Source organism: Sulfuricurvum kujiense DSM 16994 (genome assembly GCF_000183725.1).
Classification (GTDB): domain Bacteria; phylum Campylobacterota; class Campylobacteria; order Campylobacterales; family Sulfurimonadaceae; genus Sulfuricurvum; species Sulfuricurvum kujiense.
The window spans coordinates 1-15,540 of record NC_014755.1 but is presented as its reverse complement, the minus strand read 5'-3'; the positions used below and the strand labels follow the sequence as shown (position 1 = coordinate 15,540).

The 15,540-nt window shown below is 42.6% G+C and carries 18 protein-coding genes; 9 read left to right on the top strand and 9 right to left on the bottom strand.

Annotation, left to right across the window (positions count from 1 at the left end):
• Positions 1–9: 9 nt before the first annotated feature.
• The gene (locus SULKU_RS13525) at positions 10–1,419 is read right to left on the bottom strand and encodes an AAA family ATPase (protein WP_013449948.1); all 1,410 of its coding nucleotides are present in this window, start codon (positions 1,417–1,419) and stop codon (positions 10–12) included.
• Positions 1,420–1,703: 284 nt separating this feature from the next.
• On the opposite strand from SULKU_RS13525, the gene SULKU_RS13520 reads away from it, so the two are divergent.
• Together SULKU_RS13520 and SULKU_RS13515 are read left to right on the top strand one after the other, a co-directional pair.
• Entirely contained in the window at positions 1,704–2,534 is an 831-nt protein-coding gene (locus SULKU_RS13520) for a ParA family protein (RefSeq protein WP_013449947.1), read from the top strand.
• A 1-nt stretch (position 2,535) separates the two neighbouring features.
• On the top strand, positions 2,536–3,492 hold the full coding sequence (locus tag SULKU_RS13515) for a ParB/RepB/Spo0J family partition protein (RefSeq protein ID WP_172633623.1): 957 nt from the start codon (positions 2,536–2,538) through the stop codon (positions 3,490–3,492).
• 21 nt (positions 3,493–3,513) lie between these two features.
• Here the strand turns inward: SULKU_RS13515 and SULKU_RS13510 are convergent, their stop codons facing one another.
• Positions 3,514–4,779 carry a DNA polymerase Y family protein gene (locus SULKU_RS13510; protein WP_041667264.1) on the bottom strand — a complete coding sequence of 422 codons (1,266 nt, stop codon included), beginning with the start codon at positions 4,777–4,779 and terminating at the stop codon, positions 3,514–3,516.
• 68 nt (positions 4,780–4,847) lie between these two features.
• Between SULKU_RS13510 and SULKU_RS13505 the strand changes: the two genes are divergently transcribed.
• The 5 genes from SULKU_RS13505 to SULKU_RS13485 all read left to right on the top strand — a co-directional run bounded on the left by SULKU_RS13505 (position 4,848) and on the right by SULKU_RS13485 (position 6,806).
• Positions 4,848–5,183 (top strand): hypothetical protein, encoded by a 336-nt coding sequence (locus tag SULKU_RS13505; RefSeq protein ID WP_245535190.1) that lies wholly within the window; start codon positions 4,848–4,850, stop codon positions 5,181–5,183.
• Between the two features lie 101 nt (positions 5,184–5,284).
• Complete coding sequence (locus SULKU_RS13500) at positions 5,285–5,497, top strand: hypothetical protein (protein ID WP_013449943.1); 213 nt, start codon at positions 5,285–5,287, stop codon at positions 5,495–5,497.
• A gap of 3 nt (positions 5,498–5,500) precedes the next feature.
• Positions 5,501–6,250, top strand: coding sequence for a hypothetical protein (locus tag SULKU_RS13495; RefSeq protein ID WP_041667263.1), 750 nt, complete (start codon positions 5,501–5,503; stop codon positions 6,248–6,250).
• An 89-nt stretch (positions 6,251–6,339) separates the two neighbouring features.
• The gene (locus SULKU_RS13490; protein ID WP_013449941.1) at positions 6,340–6,561 is read left to right on the top strand and encodes a hypothetical protein; all 222 of its coding nucleotides are present in this window, start codon (positions 6,340–6,342) and stop codon (positions 6,559–6,561) included.
• Positions 6,562–6,575: 14 nt separating this feature from the next.
• A complete protein-coding gene (locus tag SULKU_RS13485; RefSeq protein WP_013449940.1) occupies positions 6,576–6,806 on the top strand; it encodes a hypothetical protein in 231 nt (76 codons plus the stop codon).
• 17 nt (positions 6,807–6,823) lie between these two features.
• Here the strand turns inward: SULKU_RS13485 and SULKU_RS13480 are convergent, their stop codons facing one another.
• The gene (locus tag SULKU_RS13480) at positions 6,824–7,231 is read right to left on the bottom strand and encodes a DUF3293 domain-containing protein (protein ID WP_013449939.1); all 408 of its coding nucleotides are present in this window, start codon (positions 7,229–7,231) and stop codon (positions 6,824–6,826) included.
• A gap of 48 nt (positions 7,232–7,279) precedes the next feature.
• Complete coding sequence (locus tag SULKU_RS13475) at positions 7,280–7,462, bottom strand: hypothetical protein (protein WP_013449938.1); 183 nt, start codon at positions 7,460–7,462, stop codon at positions 7,280–7,282.
• A 333-nt stretch (positions 7,463–7,795) separates the two neighbouring features.
• Here SULKU_RS13475 and SULKU_RS13470 point away from each other — a divergent pair, with 333 nt between their 5' ends.
• Positions 7,796–9,847: a 2-isopropylmalate synthase gene (locus SULKU_RS13470; protein WP_013449937.1), complete on the top strand. Its 2,052-nt coding sequence runs from the start codon at positions 7,796–7,798 to the stop codon at positions 9,845–9,847.
• Complete coding sequence (locus SULKU_RS13465; protein ID WP_013449936.1) at positions 9,848–10,204, top strand: nuclear transport factor 2 family protein; 357 nt, start codon at positions 9,848–9,850, stop codon at positions 10,202–10,204.
• A 118-nt stretch (positions 10,205–10,322) separates the two neighbouring features.
• Here the strand turns inward: SULKU_RS13465 and SULKU_RS13460 are convergent, their stop codons facing one another.
• From SULKU_RS13460 to SULKU_RS13440, 5 genes are all read right to left on the bottom strand, one after another.
• Positions 10,323–11,129, bottom strand: coding sequence for a hypothetical protein (locus SULKU_RS13460; RefSeq protein ID WP_013449935.1), 807 nt, complete (start codon positions 11,127–11,129; stop codon positions 10,323–10,325).
• Positions 11,130–11,197: 68 nt separating this feature from the next.
• Entirely contained in the window at positions 11,198–12,058 is an 861-nt protein-coding gene (locus tag SULKU_RS13455) for a PIN domain-containing protein (RefSeq protein WP_151174363.1), read from the bottom strand.
• Between the two features lie 171 nt (positions 12,059–12,229).
• Positions 12,230–12,901 (bottom strand): type 1 glutamine amidotransferase, encoded by a 672-nt coding sequence (locus SULKU_RS13450; RefSeq protein WP_013449933.1) that lies wholly within the window; start codon positions 12,899–12,901, stop codon positions 12,230–12,232.
• A gap of 23 nt (positions 12,902–12,924) precedes the next feature.
• On the bottom strand, positions 12,925–14,205 hold the full coding sequence (locus SULKU_RS15070; RefSeq protein WP_013449932.1) for a GNAT family N-acetyltransferase: 1,281 nt from the start codon (positions 14,203–14,205) through the stop codon (positions 12,925–12,927).
• 9 nt (positions 14,206–14,214) lie between these two features.
• Complete coding sequence (locus tag SULKU_RS13440) at positions 14,215–15,477, bottom strand: serine hydroxymethyltransferase (RefSeq protein ID WP_013449931.1); 1,263 nt, start codon at positions 15,475–15,477, stop codon at positions 14,215–14,217.
• Positions 15,478–15,540 lie beyond the last annotated feature (63 nt).

Sequence of the window (15,540 nt, the reverse complement as noted above, 5' to 3'; positions counted from 1 at the left end):
CCCCCTCCCCTACTCGAATTTAATGCCGCTTGCCGCAGCTTCTTTTATTTTTTTATCGAGTATGGCTTGCTCGTCTGGCGTGAGTTCTCTATTTGATGGTTCGTCTACAATTCTAATGTTCGCACCAAGAGGTAAAGTCGTTCTTCGCGGCGGCTGTGCTTTATCTTTTATAAGCCCAGATTTCTTTGTAGATACAGTGGCGTCATAATCTTTAACTGTCTGTTCAGTAAATATCTGCTGAGGAGGGAAAAATTTAATATCTTGTTGAAAGCCAAAATGCTTACTTGCATTGTAATTATCTTTGGTCAGAAACACACGGCGCAATGATTTGTCTATCTTTTTTTCATCCTCATCATGGGTAGGCTTGATTTTTTCGAATTCATATACTGCTCTAACTGCATCCACGAATGCGGAAGCGCCACGCGTTTTACTCTCCCCCCCTACCCTAACCCCTTTGGAACTGTGATGGATAAATACGATCGTCTTGTTTTCTTTAGCGGCCCACTGAGTGAAGAGCTGCATAAATTGGCGCGCATGAGCATTGCTATTTTCATCTCCTGTGAAGAAACCGATTAGCGGATCGATTATTATGAGGTCATAAGGCTTCAGTTTTGATTTCATCTGATAGAACTCAGGCCGTACAATCCCCTCCCCTGATGATTTGAATGTCATTACAGGGAATGTGGCGTTATCAGAGATATCCATTAAGCCGTTGAGCTGCATAAAGCTTTTATTTAATACTTTTGCCGCAATATCTGCCGCCCTACTTTTAGAAAGTCCCGCTGGATCTTCTGATAACCAAAGAAAAACTTTTTTTTCATATGATTCTTCTTCAATATAACGCATTGCAAGCTGAAGAGCGGCCATCGTTTTACCTGTACCGCCACCGGCTGAAAAGATTGTGATTGTCCGTTTTGGGATTGGTATCCACTCTTTGCAGATAAATTCGGGTTCTTCTATTACTACATCATGGAGACTTTTGATGCTAAAAATGTCTAGTGATTCATCGTCACGGAGTTTATCCGCAGTCGCTTCAAAGTGAGACAAGAGCTCATCGCCGTCAACTTCATCACTTATTGATTTAATTTTATTTACTGCAGAAAGGATATCCCTTTTTTTTGCCATTTTTTTTAACTCAATAATATATGACGTGATATCGGCAATCGGATTTGCGGTGAGTATTTCAACCATTATACGTTCGTCAAATATCTTCTTTTTTTCCAGCTCTATTCGAATAAATTCCTCATCAATCGGTTTTTCTGCATTGTTGAGGCTTTGAATTGCTCTGAAAATATTTCGGTGAGCCTCTAAAAAGAATACATTTGGATTAAGTGTTAAAGAGGAGAAAATGCTTGGCTCAAAAATGATAGAACTTAATACCGCTCTTTCAAATGATAAATTGTAATAAGAATCCGTCATTTCACCCACCCTATTTCTATATTGAATTATTATAGGGTATTAGAGGTAAAAGAAAGATTATGTACAGCGTTCAATAAAATCTTCCTTCAGGTTTATTATTTTCTACTTATTATCGCTCCAAATGCAACCTGGATGAATATATTGAAATCTAAGCGCTCCGGAACGCTTAGATCTTTTAATGATAAAATTTAAAAACCACTTGCATTATATTTATTTAGATGCTATTATTTTAATAATTAGAAAGTAAGCGTTCCAGCGCGCTTACATTTATAAAGGTAGTTCTTATGGCAAAAGGTCAGGTTGTGGTTGTAGCAAACCAAAAAGGCGGTGTTGGTAAATCGACTACAGTTTACGCTCTTATGGACGAGTTCGCGGAGACTCTGGGGCTTAAGATACTTGTGATCGATTATGATCCACAAGGTACCCTTACCTCATTATTAGACATTGACCAAGCAGTTCTTGCAGAATGTCGAAAAGAGGGAAGTATCTGCAATATGTTTGAGCGTAAAGAGGTAAATATCATCGAATACTCTGATAAAATCGATTTCATCCCGAGTGATGACGCTTTAAATGATTCGTTTTATTCATCTAAACCGGGCAAAGAGTTGATGTTGCAAAAATACGTCGATAAAGTTCGTGGTGATTATGATCTTATCTTTATTGACACAAAACCTGACTTACAAGCGCCGATTATCAGTGCTATATTGGCAGCCGACATCATTGTAAATACTATCGCAACCGGCGGAATCGAAGAAGATGCAACAATCAAGTTCTACAACAAACTTGACGAGATTGTCGATCTTTATAATAAGAAAATTTTGAAAGTATTTGTTATACCTACAATGCTAGACACTTCACGTGATGCTAAAGATGCTCTGTATTCAATAAAAGTGAATTTGCCGGATCTTTATAGCAAACGATATGCAGCACTTGTAAATGTGCCGTTAGAGATACTAAAACCTATTCCAAGACGTGCCGTGTTTAAAAACGCCACTGGAGTAAAAGTATCAATTCGTAAATATATTGAAGAGTTTGATACCGGTAAGAAAGATGTCCTTTTGGATCTTGAACAAATTGCTAAGAAAATATGGGGTGAGGTAAAACAAAATGGCTAAGATGAAATTTGAGCGAAAAGGGGCATTCGCAGCTGTTGTAGAAGAAGAAAATGCTAAGGTTGAAGCGGCTCTGAAAGAAGTTGAGAAGAGGGTATCCACTAATGATGTCGTGATGATCGATATAGATATGATCACAAACCCTAAAAAGCATGATAGAGTAGGATACAGTCAAAGTACCATTAACGAAATGGCTCTTTCTTTTAACGAGGTAGGTCAACTACAGCCAATAGTGGTGCGAACACTACCAAGCGGAAAATATGAACGAATTATTGGTTTTAGACGTATTCTAGCGGCCAAAGAAGCTAAATGGGGACAAATCAAGGCTATTGTCCTCGATAACATTTCTGATGACATAGCAGCTCTTATGATGTTGTCTGAGAATATGCACCGTGAAGACCCGAATATTTACGATCAAACGATTAAGCTGATTGAGTTTATTTCAATTTCAATGGGGATTGGTGAAGAAGAGTTAATCAAGCTTCTTTACCGTTTCCGCAACTTCGATTCTAATCGTCTTGATGGGCTAGAAGAGGGCGAAAAAGAAGCCCGCGAAAAGATCGAGATTATATTGGAGCGTACAGCAAAAATTACGTTGCGTACCATGTCGGATCGATTACGGGTATTGTCTCTTGATGAGGACATTATTCATGCTATGCGCGAAAGAGGGCTCTCTTATATTAATGCGGTCGAGATCAATAAAGTTAAAAATGATGAGAGTCGAAGGGTATTATTAGAACGTGCTATAGAGGAGCGACCGAGTAAGAATGAAGTGATTGCGTGGGTCAAGGCACTCAAACCCGATGAAGTTACTGAAAACTCGAAAGAGGGTGTGGTTGAGATGGCTAAAAAGCTAACAAAAGGGATCACTGCTAAATCGATTAAGAATCTTGCGAAAGCGGATCAAGACAAGTTGATGGACTATCTTAAAAAAATTGATGAAATTTTAAAAAATCAATAGGACAAAAGGGGCTAGAAGTATTTACAACTCCCCTCCCCCTCTCACAATATCCATCCCATACTTATCCCGTATCTTCGTTAATGCATCGGTAAGACGACGCATCTTGGTATCGTCTTCATATTCAAGCATATCGAGTGTTTTGGGATCGTGGTGAATAAACTTACTGGCACTCATTCCAATATACTTAACCGCAATATGGGGATAGAGATCAAGCTCTTTGAACTTATCATAAGCGAACTCTTGAATAAACTTCTCGTTAAAGAGGCGATAGATAGTGTATTGTTTCTTCGAACTTCCCCAGTTCTCATATCCGAGCGAGAAATGAAACGTTGTCGGATTGACTCCGAGTTTCATGATCGTATGGCTCCAGTGCCTCACCATGATGTGTATCCGTCGGAAGAGTTCATCACGTTCTTTGATCGGATGATCCATACTTCTGGATATTCCAATACCTTTACGACTTCGTGACGCCTGTACACTCTCATGATCTTCACCCGTGAGTCTGGCATAAAGATCTCTCCCCTGTCGTCCCCAGGAAGCAAAGAGATGAGGAGAATCCCAAGCCTGTCCTATTGTCCTGATCCCATACTTCTGCATCTTTTTGGAAAACGCTCTGCCTACTCCGGGGAACTCATCGATAGCGATATCGTTCACGAATGCTCTAATATCCTCTTTGTACACCACTTTGGTTCCATAAGGCTTTGCAGTACCGGTAGCAAGTTTCGCAATCCATTTCGCCGGACTCGCCCCTATAGAGACGGGGAGTTTGAACTTCATGGTGATATCGCTTTGAAGCTGTTTGATAAAATCATCCGTCTCATTATCTTCTATCCATCCTCGAAGATCTCCAAATATCTCATCAATGCTGTATTGCTCCATAACAGGCACAAGAGTATGCAGATATTCCATCAGCTCATGACTCATCGTGTGATAGAGCAGATGATTGGGAGGGAGGAGGGTGATATCTGGACACTTCTGTAATGCTTCATAAATAGTCATTCCCGTTTTCACACCAAATTGGCGTGCCTCATAGCTTGCAGTGGTAACGATCCCCCGTATTTTCTCACCCTCACGGAAATACTTAGAGTGATCATGCTCGCTATGAAAGAGTGAGGGGACAAACGCACCGGAATTAAGAGCAACGAGCTTTTTGGCATGCGAGGGTTTACGATCAAAGATAAACGGATCACCCCGTCCTCCCACGGCAATCTTCTTGCCGATCAAGGAGGGATTCATCACCCGCTCGCAGGAACAAAAGAAAGTATCGAGATCTAAATGGATTATCATAGTGCGAAGGATATTTCAATTTGCCACAATATGGACGATTTATTGCAAAACGTCATAGACTGGTGATTATGAAAAAGTACCTTGAAACAAATGAATTGGCAGCATTGTTCTTCTTGCATTACTTTAAGTACACCCGCTATGCCTTTAAAAAGCAAAAGAGCGAAGAAGACATTGCCTCCATCCATGCCCACAGAGAACTGATGCGTCTCTTTGGAAGGTTGCACAACGCCAGGGCGAGGGTAGGGGGGCAAAGTGTCGTCGATATGATTGTAGAGCAAATCTCACCATCCAATAACCCCTTTGTACAAAGGGTATCGAGTGTGATGGAAGAGAGCATTGCCTTTATCTACGATCATGTCCTTCTTGAAGAGAGGGAACACCCTTTGCTAGAGCGATACGCATGATAAGACGTCTATTTAAAAAACTGTTCGGTAGTCGCAGTAAACACACCAAAGAGTACCACATCACCAACCTCGCATTTGGATGCATAGAGTAGGGGGTATCCATGATGAACTCGCTAAATGATTTTCGTACCGAAGTGATTGAAACCTTGTGTGAACTGGGGGGATACTGCGAAGGCGATGCCCAAGCCATAGCAGAGGAAAAACACTCCGATATCGAATACGGCCATAAATACCGTCTCAGTCCAGCCATTATCGCAGGGTCTATTTTGGGAATAAACGATTGCTGTGTTCCAAACCAACCCCCAAAGAGTTGACCTTTGCAAAATCGATATAGCGGTGATATGGGAGACTTCGGAAAGTTTCTCCTCCTCAAACACCTTTTCCCCACAGAATCTATTGCTACCATCTGGTATCTCTATCCTGATGAGACCCACAACAATGACGGAAGTCATAAGGTTGTAGAGGGCAATAGCAACCTCTACCGCCACTGTCACTCGCTAGATCCGCAGATGTCTGAACTCTTCCACAAAATCCATCAACGAGACTGTCGTCATATCGACTTGTTTGAAGAACTGTGTGTTTTAGAGAACGGCCATTATTTCACCGAGAGTATTCTAGGAGATGGGGAAGGTTACCGGAGTCAATGGATGGAACGTGCCATAGAATTTATTCGATCCAAACCTAGCAATGTTGTCTGTATTGATCCCGATAATGGTATTGAACCCTCTTCCATCTCTAAACTTTCCACTCTTAAACAGGGAAAATACGCCACCTATGTAGAGATCGAGTCATTCTTTACTCTTGAGTGTGTAAATCATCTGGTGATCTATCAGCACTTTCATCGGCAGCAATCGCATGATATGCAGATGAGGGAAGCCAAATTAAAATTCGAGAGGCTGTATGAAGGGAGAGCGGTGGTAACTATCATCCGTCACAATCCGGTTCAGGCAAGGTTTTACATCATTCTCTCCAAACCAACTGAGATTTTAGAGCCTATACGATCATTGGAAGATCGTATGTATGGTCCCAGAGCGTTTTTTAGCATCCTTAGAGCGATGAACGAATAATAAACAACTCTGTCTTGCAATAAATCTTTTCTGAGCCTTAGAGGTGTGTTATCATTGCGCTAATGAAACATCCATAAGAGAGGAACACCATGCAGCAACCTTTTATGGCGTATGAAAACGATACGGATGGATTCACTACCGGCAATCTCCTTATTCAAAACGGTACCCATACCATCAGAGTAGAAGGCACTCTCGAAATCACCAAAGACCGCCAAGGACTCGAAGCGGCACTAAAACTTAAACGCGCCGTCGATGCCGCCATCGATGCGCTCAAACGTGATCGTAATCTCCCCGATAGCCTTCGAGACTAAGGTGAGAACGACCTATGGAAGAGATAGAAGAATTACAACTTCATCCCCAAATTAAAACCGAAGCGGCCAAAGGGCGCACCTATGGCGAGTGTGTCATGGATGAGATTATGAGTATTCGTATGATTGACGGAGAGTTTCGCACCACCTTGCACATTAAAGAGAAACCCAAACGGCTAGGTCGTGAAGATGCCTTGATCTATTACACCCAAAAACTGCGCACCGTATGGGCGAATATCTTGGAATAGGGCAGGGCGTTAAAAGGCTATTTTTCTAACGCTCTTTCGGTAATTGCCACTCCTGTTTCACACTCATAATAACCGACTTGCGTAGCGGAGGAAAAAAAGATCGCGTATTGCTCCTCTGCTTTGGCTAATTCAATTGCCTCTTCAAATGGGATCTCATAGATGCAATAACTCTCTTCACTGTGATCGTCCAAATACCCAAGCGCTTCATCAAACGGATATCCGTACTCTAAAAGCTTCTCAAAGAGCTCTTCGTTACGAGCCGTATTTTCCTCAAGACTTAGTGGTTGATTGTTTGGATTCCATGCGGTGAGAATGGCAAAGGGTGCATCGAAGGGTGGATAAGAGGGTAGGGTGTCAATGGTAAAATCGATCTCTTCGCCGTTGTGAGAGATTCTAAAATGGGTGTTATCGTAAATGTCTTTCATGCAATCAGTATAGCATCAAGATGGCTTGAGCTTAGCTGAATGCTAAAATCAAGCCTTGATGTCGAGATTTTGACCTATACCGGTCAGCTCAGCAGCTAGTGATGCATTGGAATCTTGAGGAACAGGGACACTCTCAAGCAATTTCATAATTCCTTGATCTTGCGAATCGATCGCTTTTTTCAAAGCGTACATCTGCGGTCCCATTCCACCTTGTGAATTGATTGGATCCATTAGTTATCCTCCTTTTGGAGTTAGAGATATATCGGCAAATATTTTGATAACCATTAAAAAAAGATCCATTCGAATACAACAGGGTTGCATTCTCAATTATTTACAGATACAATTTCAACAATACATACAAAGGAGAGACCATGAAAAGTCATACTATGCCTATTTCACAACCCATTACGGACAACCGTATCGTGAGCTTCTCTCTCCTCCTGCTGCCACTCCTGTAATTTCCTTTTTTTCCGTTTCTTTTTTACATTTTTAGTTTTGCTATATCGGGCGTAATGCGTCCATATGTCAGCATTTTTTTATTGTTAACTATATGAGGATATCTCTATGCACACGCATACAAAATACACACCGTATCCAACGGTCACATTGGATAAACGAGAGTGGGCGGATAAATCTGCCACAGTTGCCCCGCGTTGGGTCAGTACCGATTTACGCGACGGGAATCAAGCGTTAGCAAACCCTATGGGTATAGAGCAAAAGGTTGCTTATTTTAAAGCGTTGGTTGAATTTGGGTTTAAAGAGATCGAGGTCGCTTATCCCAGCGCATCACAGACTGAGTTTGATTTCTGCCGTCGCTTAATAGAGGAGGGGTTAATCCCTGAGGATGTCACTATCGGTGTCCTTGTCCCCTCGATAGAGTGTCATATCGTTCGTAGTTTTGAGGCATTACGCGGAGCTAAGCGGATCAATATCCATTTGTACAATCCGACCGCCGCCAATCAGCGCAGTGTCGTCTTTCGCCGCAGTCGTGAGCAGATCATTGCGTTGGCGTTAGAGGGGGTAGAGTGTATCAAACGTGAAGCACAGGACTTTGGCGGAGAAGTAGTATTCGAGTATTCACCGGAGAGCTTTTCACAGACCGAGTTGGATTTCGCCCGCGATATCTCCAATGCAGTGATTACAGCGTGGGAACCGACGCGGGAGCATCCAATGATTTTGAATCTTCCCAATACTTTGGAAGCATGTTCACCGAACATCTATGCCGATCGTATCGAGTGGATGTCCAAGCATATAAAAAATCGTGAGAGCGTCATCATCAGCGTCCATCCGCACAATGACCGAGGATGTGCAGTAGCAAGTTCGGAGTTGGCGGTATTGGCAGGAGCACAGAGAGTGGAGGGGACGATTCTTGGAAATGGCGAGCGGGCAGGGAATGTTGATTTGATCACGTTGGCGTTCAACTATTTTTCGCAGGGCATCGATCCGTGTTTGAGAGTTGAAAAGGTCGATGCGATATTAAGCCGTATCACGAGCATCACGGGTATGAGCGTAGCCGAGCGTCATCCGTATGTGGGTTCGATGATCTATACCGCATTTTCAGGTACCCACCAAGACGCGATCAAAAAAGGGATGGAACACCACAGAGAGCAAAACAGCCCCACATGGGAAGTGCCTTATTTGGCGATCGATCCGCGTGACATTGGCAGAGAGTATAAAGACTCTATCCGTATCAACTCCCAATCGGGCAAAGGGGGAGTGGCGTATGTGTTAAAAGAGATATACGGTATCGATGTCCCCAACGATATGCAGACGAAACTTGCCGACGAGGTAAAACGTATTTCGCAAAAACGAGGCGGTGAAATCAGCAGTGACGAGGTGCTAGGGATTTATGAGGGGATGATGAAACGTCATGAAAACAGTTGGAATGCACAGGAATACAATAAACATGCGTCGTTTGTCTCAACCTTAGCATTGCCCGTCGTTGACTTGCTTGCTCCGATAGAGGGAGAGGTAATATTGGATTTGGGATGCGGAGAGGGGACGTTGGCACTTGAAATCCAAAAGAGCGGTGCGAAAGTAACGGGTGTCGATTTGAGTCACGAGATGGTAAAAAATTCACGTGCAAAAGGGATTGATGCAACGGTAATGAGTGTTACAGAGTTGGAGTTTAAAAACCGATTTGATGCGGTCTTTTCCAATGCGGTGCTTCACTGGGTAAAAGAGAGTGAAACCGCCGTTAGAAACATTTATGAAGCATTGAAGCCTAATGGAAGATTTGTCGCAGAGTTTGGAGGGGAAGGTAATTGTAAAACAGCCGTCGATGCAATGAAAGAGGTGTTTAAAAATCATCCTGAATTTGGAGTGTTTGAAGACCCGTGGTACTTCCCGAGTATTAAAGAATATCGTACACTCTTGGAGTCGTGCGGTTTTAGAGTAGAATACATCGAATTAATCCCACGACCAACCCCAGTGGATGATATTGCCAACTGGCTTGATCTTTTTGCCAATGGGGTAACGGCTCATTTGAGTCGCGAAGAGTTTAGTGTGTTTAAAGAAGAGGTTAGTAGGATTACGAAACCGAAGTTGTACGATGAAAACGACGGTTGGCATGTTGATTATGTCAGGTTGAGAGTTAAAGCAGTGAAAGGAAAATAAATGATCGATACAGTGTTTGCAGAGCGCTTCGCCCATGAGTGGGTCGAGGCGTGGAATAGTCATGATTTGGAAGCGGTACTATCGCATTACAGCGATGATTTCGAGATGAGTTCGCCGTTTATCATCGCGTTCAGCCTTGAATCGGGTGGGACGCTCAGAGGCAAAGAAGCGGTAGGTGCTTATTGGGCGGCGGCGTTGGAGAAATTCAGTGATCTGCATTTCGTACTGGATAGTGTATTTGTCGGGGCGGATTCGATCGCCCTCACGTATACGTCAATTTTGGATAAAAAGGCGGTAGAGGTTTTCTTTTTCGATGAGAATTGGAAAGTGGTGAAAGCGGTGGCGCATTATTGTTAATACAGTGAGTTCCATACTTCTAAAAATGGAATATTTCACTCTCAAGCTGAAGATTGGGCGTGTGTATGTTCACGCATTCCCAACGAGGATATTGAGAATGAGGGAAAGAGTGCCACAATTATTGTTTATTACTAAACTCAAATTGACTTCTTGCATCTTTTAAAGACATCCAAGCACCTATTCCAACACATTCCAATGTAATATTTTTTTTATTAGCACGCAGTAATTTTAATCCATTCATTTTACTTGTGATGATGGATTCAAAATCATTTTGTTCTGCTTTGCCTCCCGCTGATGGCCAAAATGCCAACAAGAATGAAAAAGAACGCAGATGTACCACACGAAGTATTTTTTGACCAATATTTGGAACTTTAAAAAGAATGTGACCTACTCTATGGATTTTCGGCTCAATAATTATTGTTTCATCCGAAGTAATGGTTTTATCAATCTCTCTTTTTTTGACTTCCTCTGGATATGTAAGTAGAGCAAAGAGTTGAACAGAACGACCTAAGTTATCATCTTCTCCTAAAATATAGGGTAACATGAGTTCTAGCGCTTTTTCATCATGAGCACTATGAATTCTTGCTGAGTTGTAGCTCATTTTTAACAGCCAACGCTTTAATAGATGGTAATCATATTCAAAAGAAATTTTTTCATTGAATTTAATAATATTAATAAACTCCCTATCAAATAAATTGCAGATATACGCATCTAATATTGATAATGTAACATTATTACAATGAGCACAGACGTCTTTTATTGTTGGTTCATTGGGAATAGTACGTTGTAGTCTTGATAGCCAAAAATAATTTTCGTTTTGTTCGTTAGCGGCATAAATTCTTTTATGTAAAGAATTAGGCCATAAATGTTCTTTTGTTAATTTTTTCTCTTCTTTGCAATATGCACAAATTTTTTGTTTTTCCATTCTTTTCTTGTACGCTTAACGTTTAAATTGAACAATCATAAGCCACTTGCTGGTTTTTAAGTTACAGATCATGAAAAAATCTGCTTCCAGTACGCACCGAACTTGGTGCCTTCTATGCCTTTGCCAATATTATCCATTCCTCGAACCATTACATAGAGACTACCAAGTATCTGAATGGCATGAGTTGCACCCAATTTCGAGTAGTCGAAGTCAGGCAGAAAGATGTAGTACCCCATTAGTACACCTACACAGAACTCAAATACACCATAAGACAATCTGTAACGCTCGCGATACCAATACAGCCCTATACCGATTAAAGGAAGCGCCAGTATGGTTCCCCAAACTGGAATAGTAGAAAGTAACTGGTTGCGGTAAGAAAAAAGCATGTTACTAACTAGCGAGGCAACGATACCCATAGCAAAGCTGGTAACTGCGAAACGACTTTGAGATGAAGCTAATCTTCCAGCTGATTCCTGTAACACTTGATTGGCTTTTTGCGAACTTGTATTCGCGATGAACTGTTGCGCTCCAAATGCCTCGATATTTCTGGATTCGAGAAATTGAATTAGTGCCTTATCAGCCGTAACAACACTTACTGCTGTCTTTCCAAATCGGTTAGTGAGGTCAATAGCAATTCGAGCTATATCAATGTCAGCCCCGCTCAGGCGTTGAGCAGCACGATCCATTGATTGTATATTTAGCTTAACTTCGTGGGGGGATTGCATCACTTCGACACCACGAGAAATTGCTTCTTCGACTAGGGTTTGAAGCCCTTCCCATCTTCCAGTACTGGGAGCATGGGAGATTTCAGCTAATACAGCTTCAGGAAGCACAAGCTTAATTTGCTCACCGACTTTAGCGAAGACCTCGGGGTACTGAATAAGAACATTGGTATCTAGGATGTACCTGTGAGTCATACGATTTTCCAAGTGAAGCCTAATTGTTTATTCATACCAAAAATGTACCATTTTGATAGAAATCCACAAGATAATCGGAGGTTCAAAATATCCTACTATCAGAAACATCCAACCAGAATATTACATATTGATATATTTTAAACATTTTACGCGGATTTTCTTAAAATAATTTCTGCTAACACTTTAACTGAGGGTTTGATTCCATCGATCCAACAGCTCAAACAGCGTTTTATTGGCTGTAGGGATGTGATGCGCTTCAGATTGGATCGTATCGGTATCGGCAACAAACACAGAGTCAGATTGAAGATACTCACCATCGGCATCTAAAAGTTTCCCCATACTCTCCGCTGTCGTCTCAAAATGAAATTGAGTAGCGATGATCCGTCCATCCACCGTGGCAAACGCCTGATTCTCAAAAGCATCATTTCGTGCAATACGGACGGTATCGTTTGGTAGATCAAACGTATCTCCATGCCAATGAAAGACGCATTGGGTCTTATCCAGTGAATCGGTGAGCGGATGAGGCATGAGGTCGATACTTCTCCATCCTGCCTCGCGCGTTCCGGAAGAATAGACCCGTGATCCCATCGCGCTTGCCAACAATTGCGCGCCCAAACAGATACCGAAAATTTTGCCTCCTGATTCAATCCGTTTACGTAAAAATTCGATTTCGTTTTTAATGAAACCTATATCATCATACGCACTCATCGATCCGCCCAATACCACCAGTAAATCATCCGCTTCCAAGGGTTCGTTTTCCCAACATCGGATGATGCGGTAAGTGATTCCCTTCATACGTGCCCACTCGCCGATTGCCGCTTCGTTTTCAAACGGTACATGTTGCCAAATCGTCATAATACGCTCCTGTGTTATTTCGGTTAGAGTTGAATTCGTAACGGAATCATGGAGGACTTTTCAAATCCCATGCCCTCGTAAAAGCGGTGAGCCGCGATATTGTCTCCATCGGTGAGGAGGGTAAGGCGCTGAATCCCCTTTTCTTTGCTGATTGTGAGGACGTATTCGAGTAAGAATGAGCCGATATCCTCTCCTCGGTGATTCTCGTCGATAACCATATCTTCGAGAATGGCTACCGTTCCTCCCAATGCCGTCGACACGGTGTAGAGCAGGTTTGCCATCCCCACAATCTCGCCCTCTTTGGATGCAACGTATATCTCACCGATATTCTCATCGTCGATGATTTTTTTCAATGCCTTTGTCTGATTCGCACTATCAGGTGTAAACTCCGCTTCTTGTGAGAAGAGCTGATCTAGTAGGCGACAGAGACTTGGGATATCCTCGGTGGTTGCCGTTCGGTACGTGAGAGGTGTCTCTTTTGAGACTGACTCATAGGCGATGAGGATCTTTTTGCGCTCAATCCCCCACCGATACCCACTCATAGCACCACTTTTGGCGATGACACGGTGACAGGGGATGAGATAGCCGATATGGTTTTCACCGATTGCACTGGCTACCGCGCGCACCGCTTTGGGATTATCGATAGTATTGGCGATATCTTGATAGGTTGTTACTGCACCATCTGGGAGATTGATGAGGGCTTTCCATACATTGATTTGGAGGTTTGTCCCTTTGACCATGAGGTTGTATTTTTTGTTTTTGATAAAAATATTTTCCAAATAGGTTTGCGCTTTTTCATCATCGTGTTGCAGGTTTGCATTTTCCCACAGTTCATTAAATCGTTTAAAAATAGCCTCTTTGTTTTTATCGATAAACCCTAAATAACAGACCCCTTTGTCCGTGTAGGCGATCAGTGCTTCACCGAAGGGGGTGAGCCCGAAACCGTAGGTGATGGTGACGTCTTTTCCTTTTTCTTTCCACTCTTTTGGGGTAACCCCGATGAGATTGACAAAAAGTTCATGAAGTCTGCTGGAACTGGATAATCCGATATCCAGCGTACTGTCCAACAGAGATTTAGACTCTTTGATATGCTCTTTGGCATAGTTTAGTGTTACGGAGTGGAGAAATTGTTTGGGGGTTACTCCGACATACTCTTTAAACACCCGCATAAAATGGTATTTACTCATACCGATATTTTTAGCGATTTCATCGATAGAGGGCTGATTTTTGAAATGGGTGTCGATATAGGTGATGGCTTTGGCAATGAGATGATAATTTTGGTTTAATATTTCGAGCTCTTGCATGAATCGCCTTTAATAGGTTGCATAATTATAGACTCTAAAACCCTTCAAAAGAGTTTCGAGCTCCGCTTTAATCTCCATTTGAAGAGGGATGTTTTGTATGTCATCTAAAACATCGCTGATTCTATGCGCGATCAGGGTAAACTCTTTTTCTTTCATTCCCAGTGTCGTTAATGCGGCACTTCCTATGCGTATACCTGAGGTAGACGAAGCAGGGCGGGGATCGGAGGGGATCGAATTTTTATTGACGGTGATACCGGCATTTTCCAACGCCACACTTGCCTCTTCACCTGAAAACTCTTTGTCCATCAACGATATGAGAATCATATGATTATCGGTTCCTCCGCTGATGAGCTGAAACCCTCTTTGGTTCATAATCTCCCCTAAAAGTTTTGCGTTGCTTTTAACCGCTTTGGCATACTCTTTCCATGAGGGGTGTAAAACCTCTCCAAACGCCACCGCTTTTGCGGCGATGACATGCACCAGAGGACCACCTTGTATTCCGGGAAAAATAGCACTGTCGATTTTTTTGGCTATCTCTTCGTTATTGGTCATAATCACCCCGCCGCGAGGACCTCTGAGTGTTTTATGGGTTGTAGAGGTGACGACATCGGCGTAGGGAAACGGGTTCATATGCTCACCCGCCGCGACCAATCCGGCAATATGGGCAATATCGGCAAAGAGTATCGCACCAACACGCTCCGCTATGGTTCGGAACTTTTTAAAATCGATTTCCCGCGTATAGGCACTTGCACCGCATACGATGATTTTAGGTTTTACAATTTCCGCGATCTGAGCTATCTTTTCATAATCCATTCTTCCATCTGCTTCCACACCATACGTAAAAGAGTGGTAGTTTTTTCCTGAAAAACTGGGTTTTGCACCGTGCGTCAAATGTCCACCGTGACGCAAATCCATCCCCAATATCTTATCGCCTGCTTGCAATAACGCGGCATAAACCGCCCCGTTGGCTTGACTTCCTGAATGGGGCTGTACGTTTGCATAGTCACATCCGAAAATTTTACAGAGTCGATCTTTCGCCAGTTGCTCTACTTGATCGGCAAATTGACATCCTCCGTAGTATCGTTTGTTCGGATACCCCTCAGCGTATTTATTGGTAAATATACTCCCCATCGCCTCCATAACGGCGGGAGAGGTAAAGTTCTCACTGGCGATCATTTCCAAATGGGTTGATTGTCGCTCAAACTCATTTTGTATAATGGCGAACACTTCCGTATCTGCAACCGATAGATCCTCTTCGTGTATAAAACTCATGGTCTCCCCTTGTTGGATGGTTCGTAAAAGTTTAGCAGTTACGAATATCGGTTGCAATCCAAA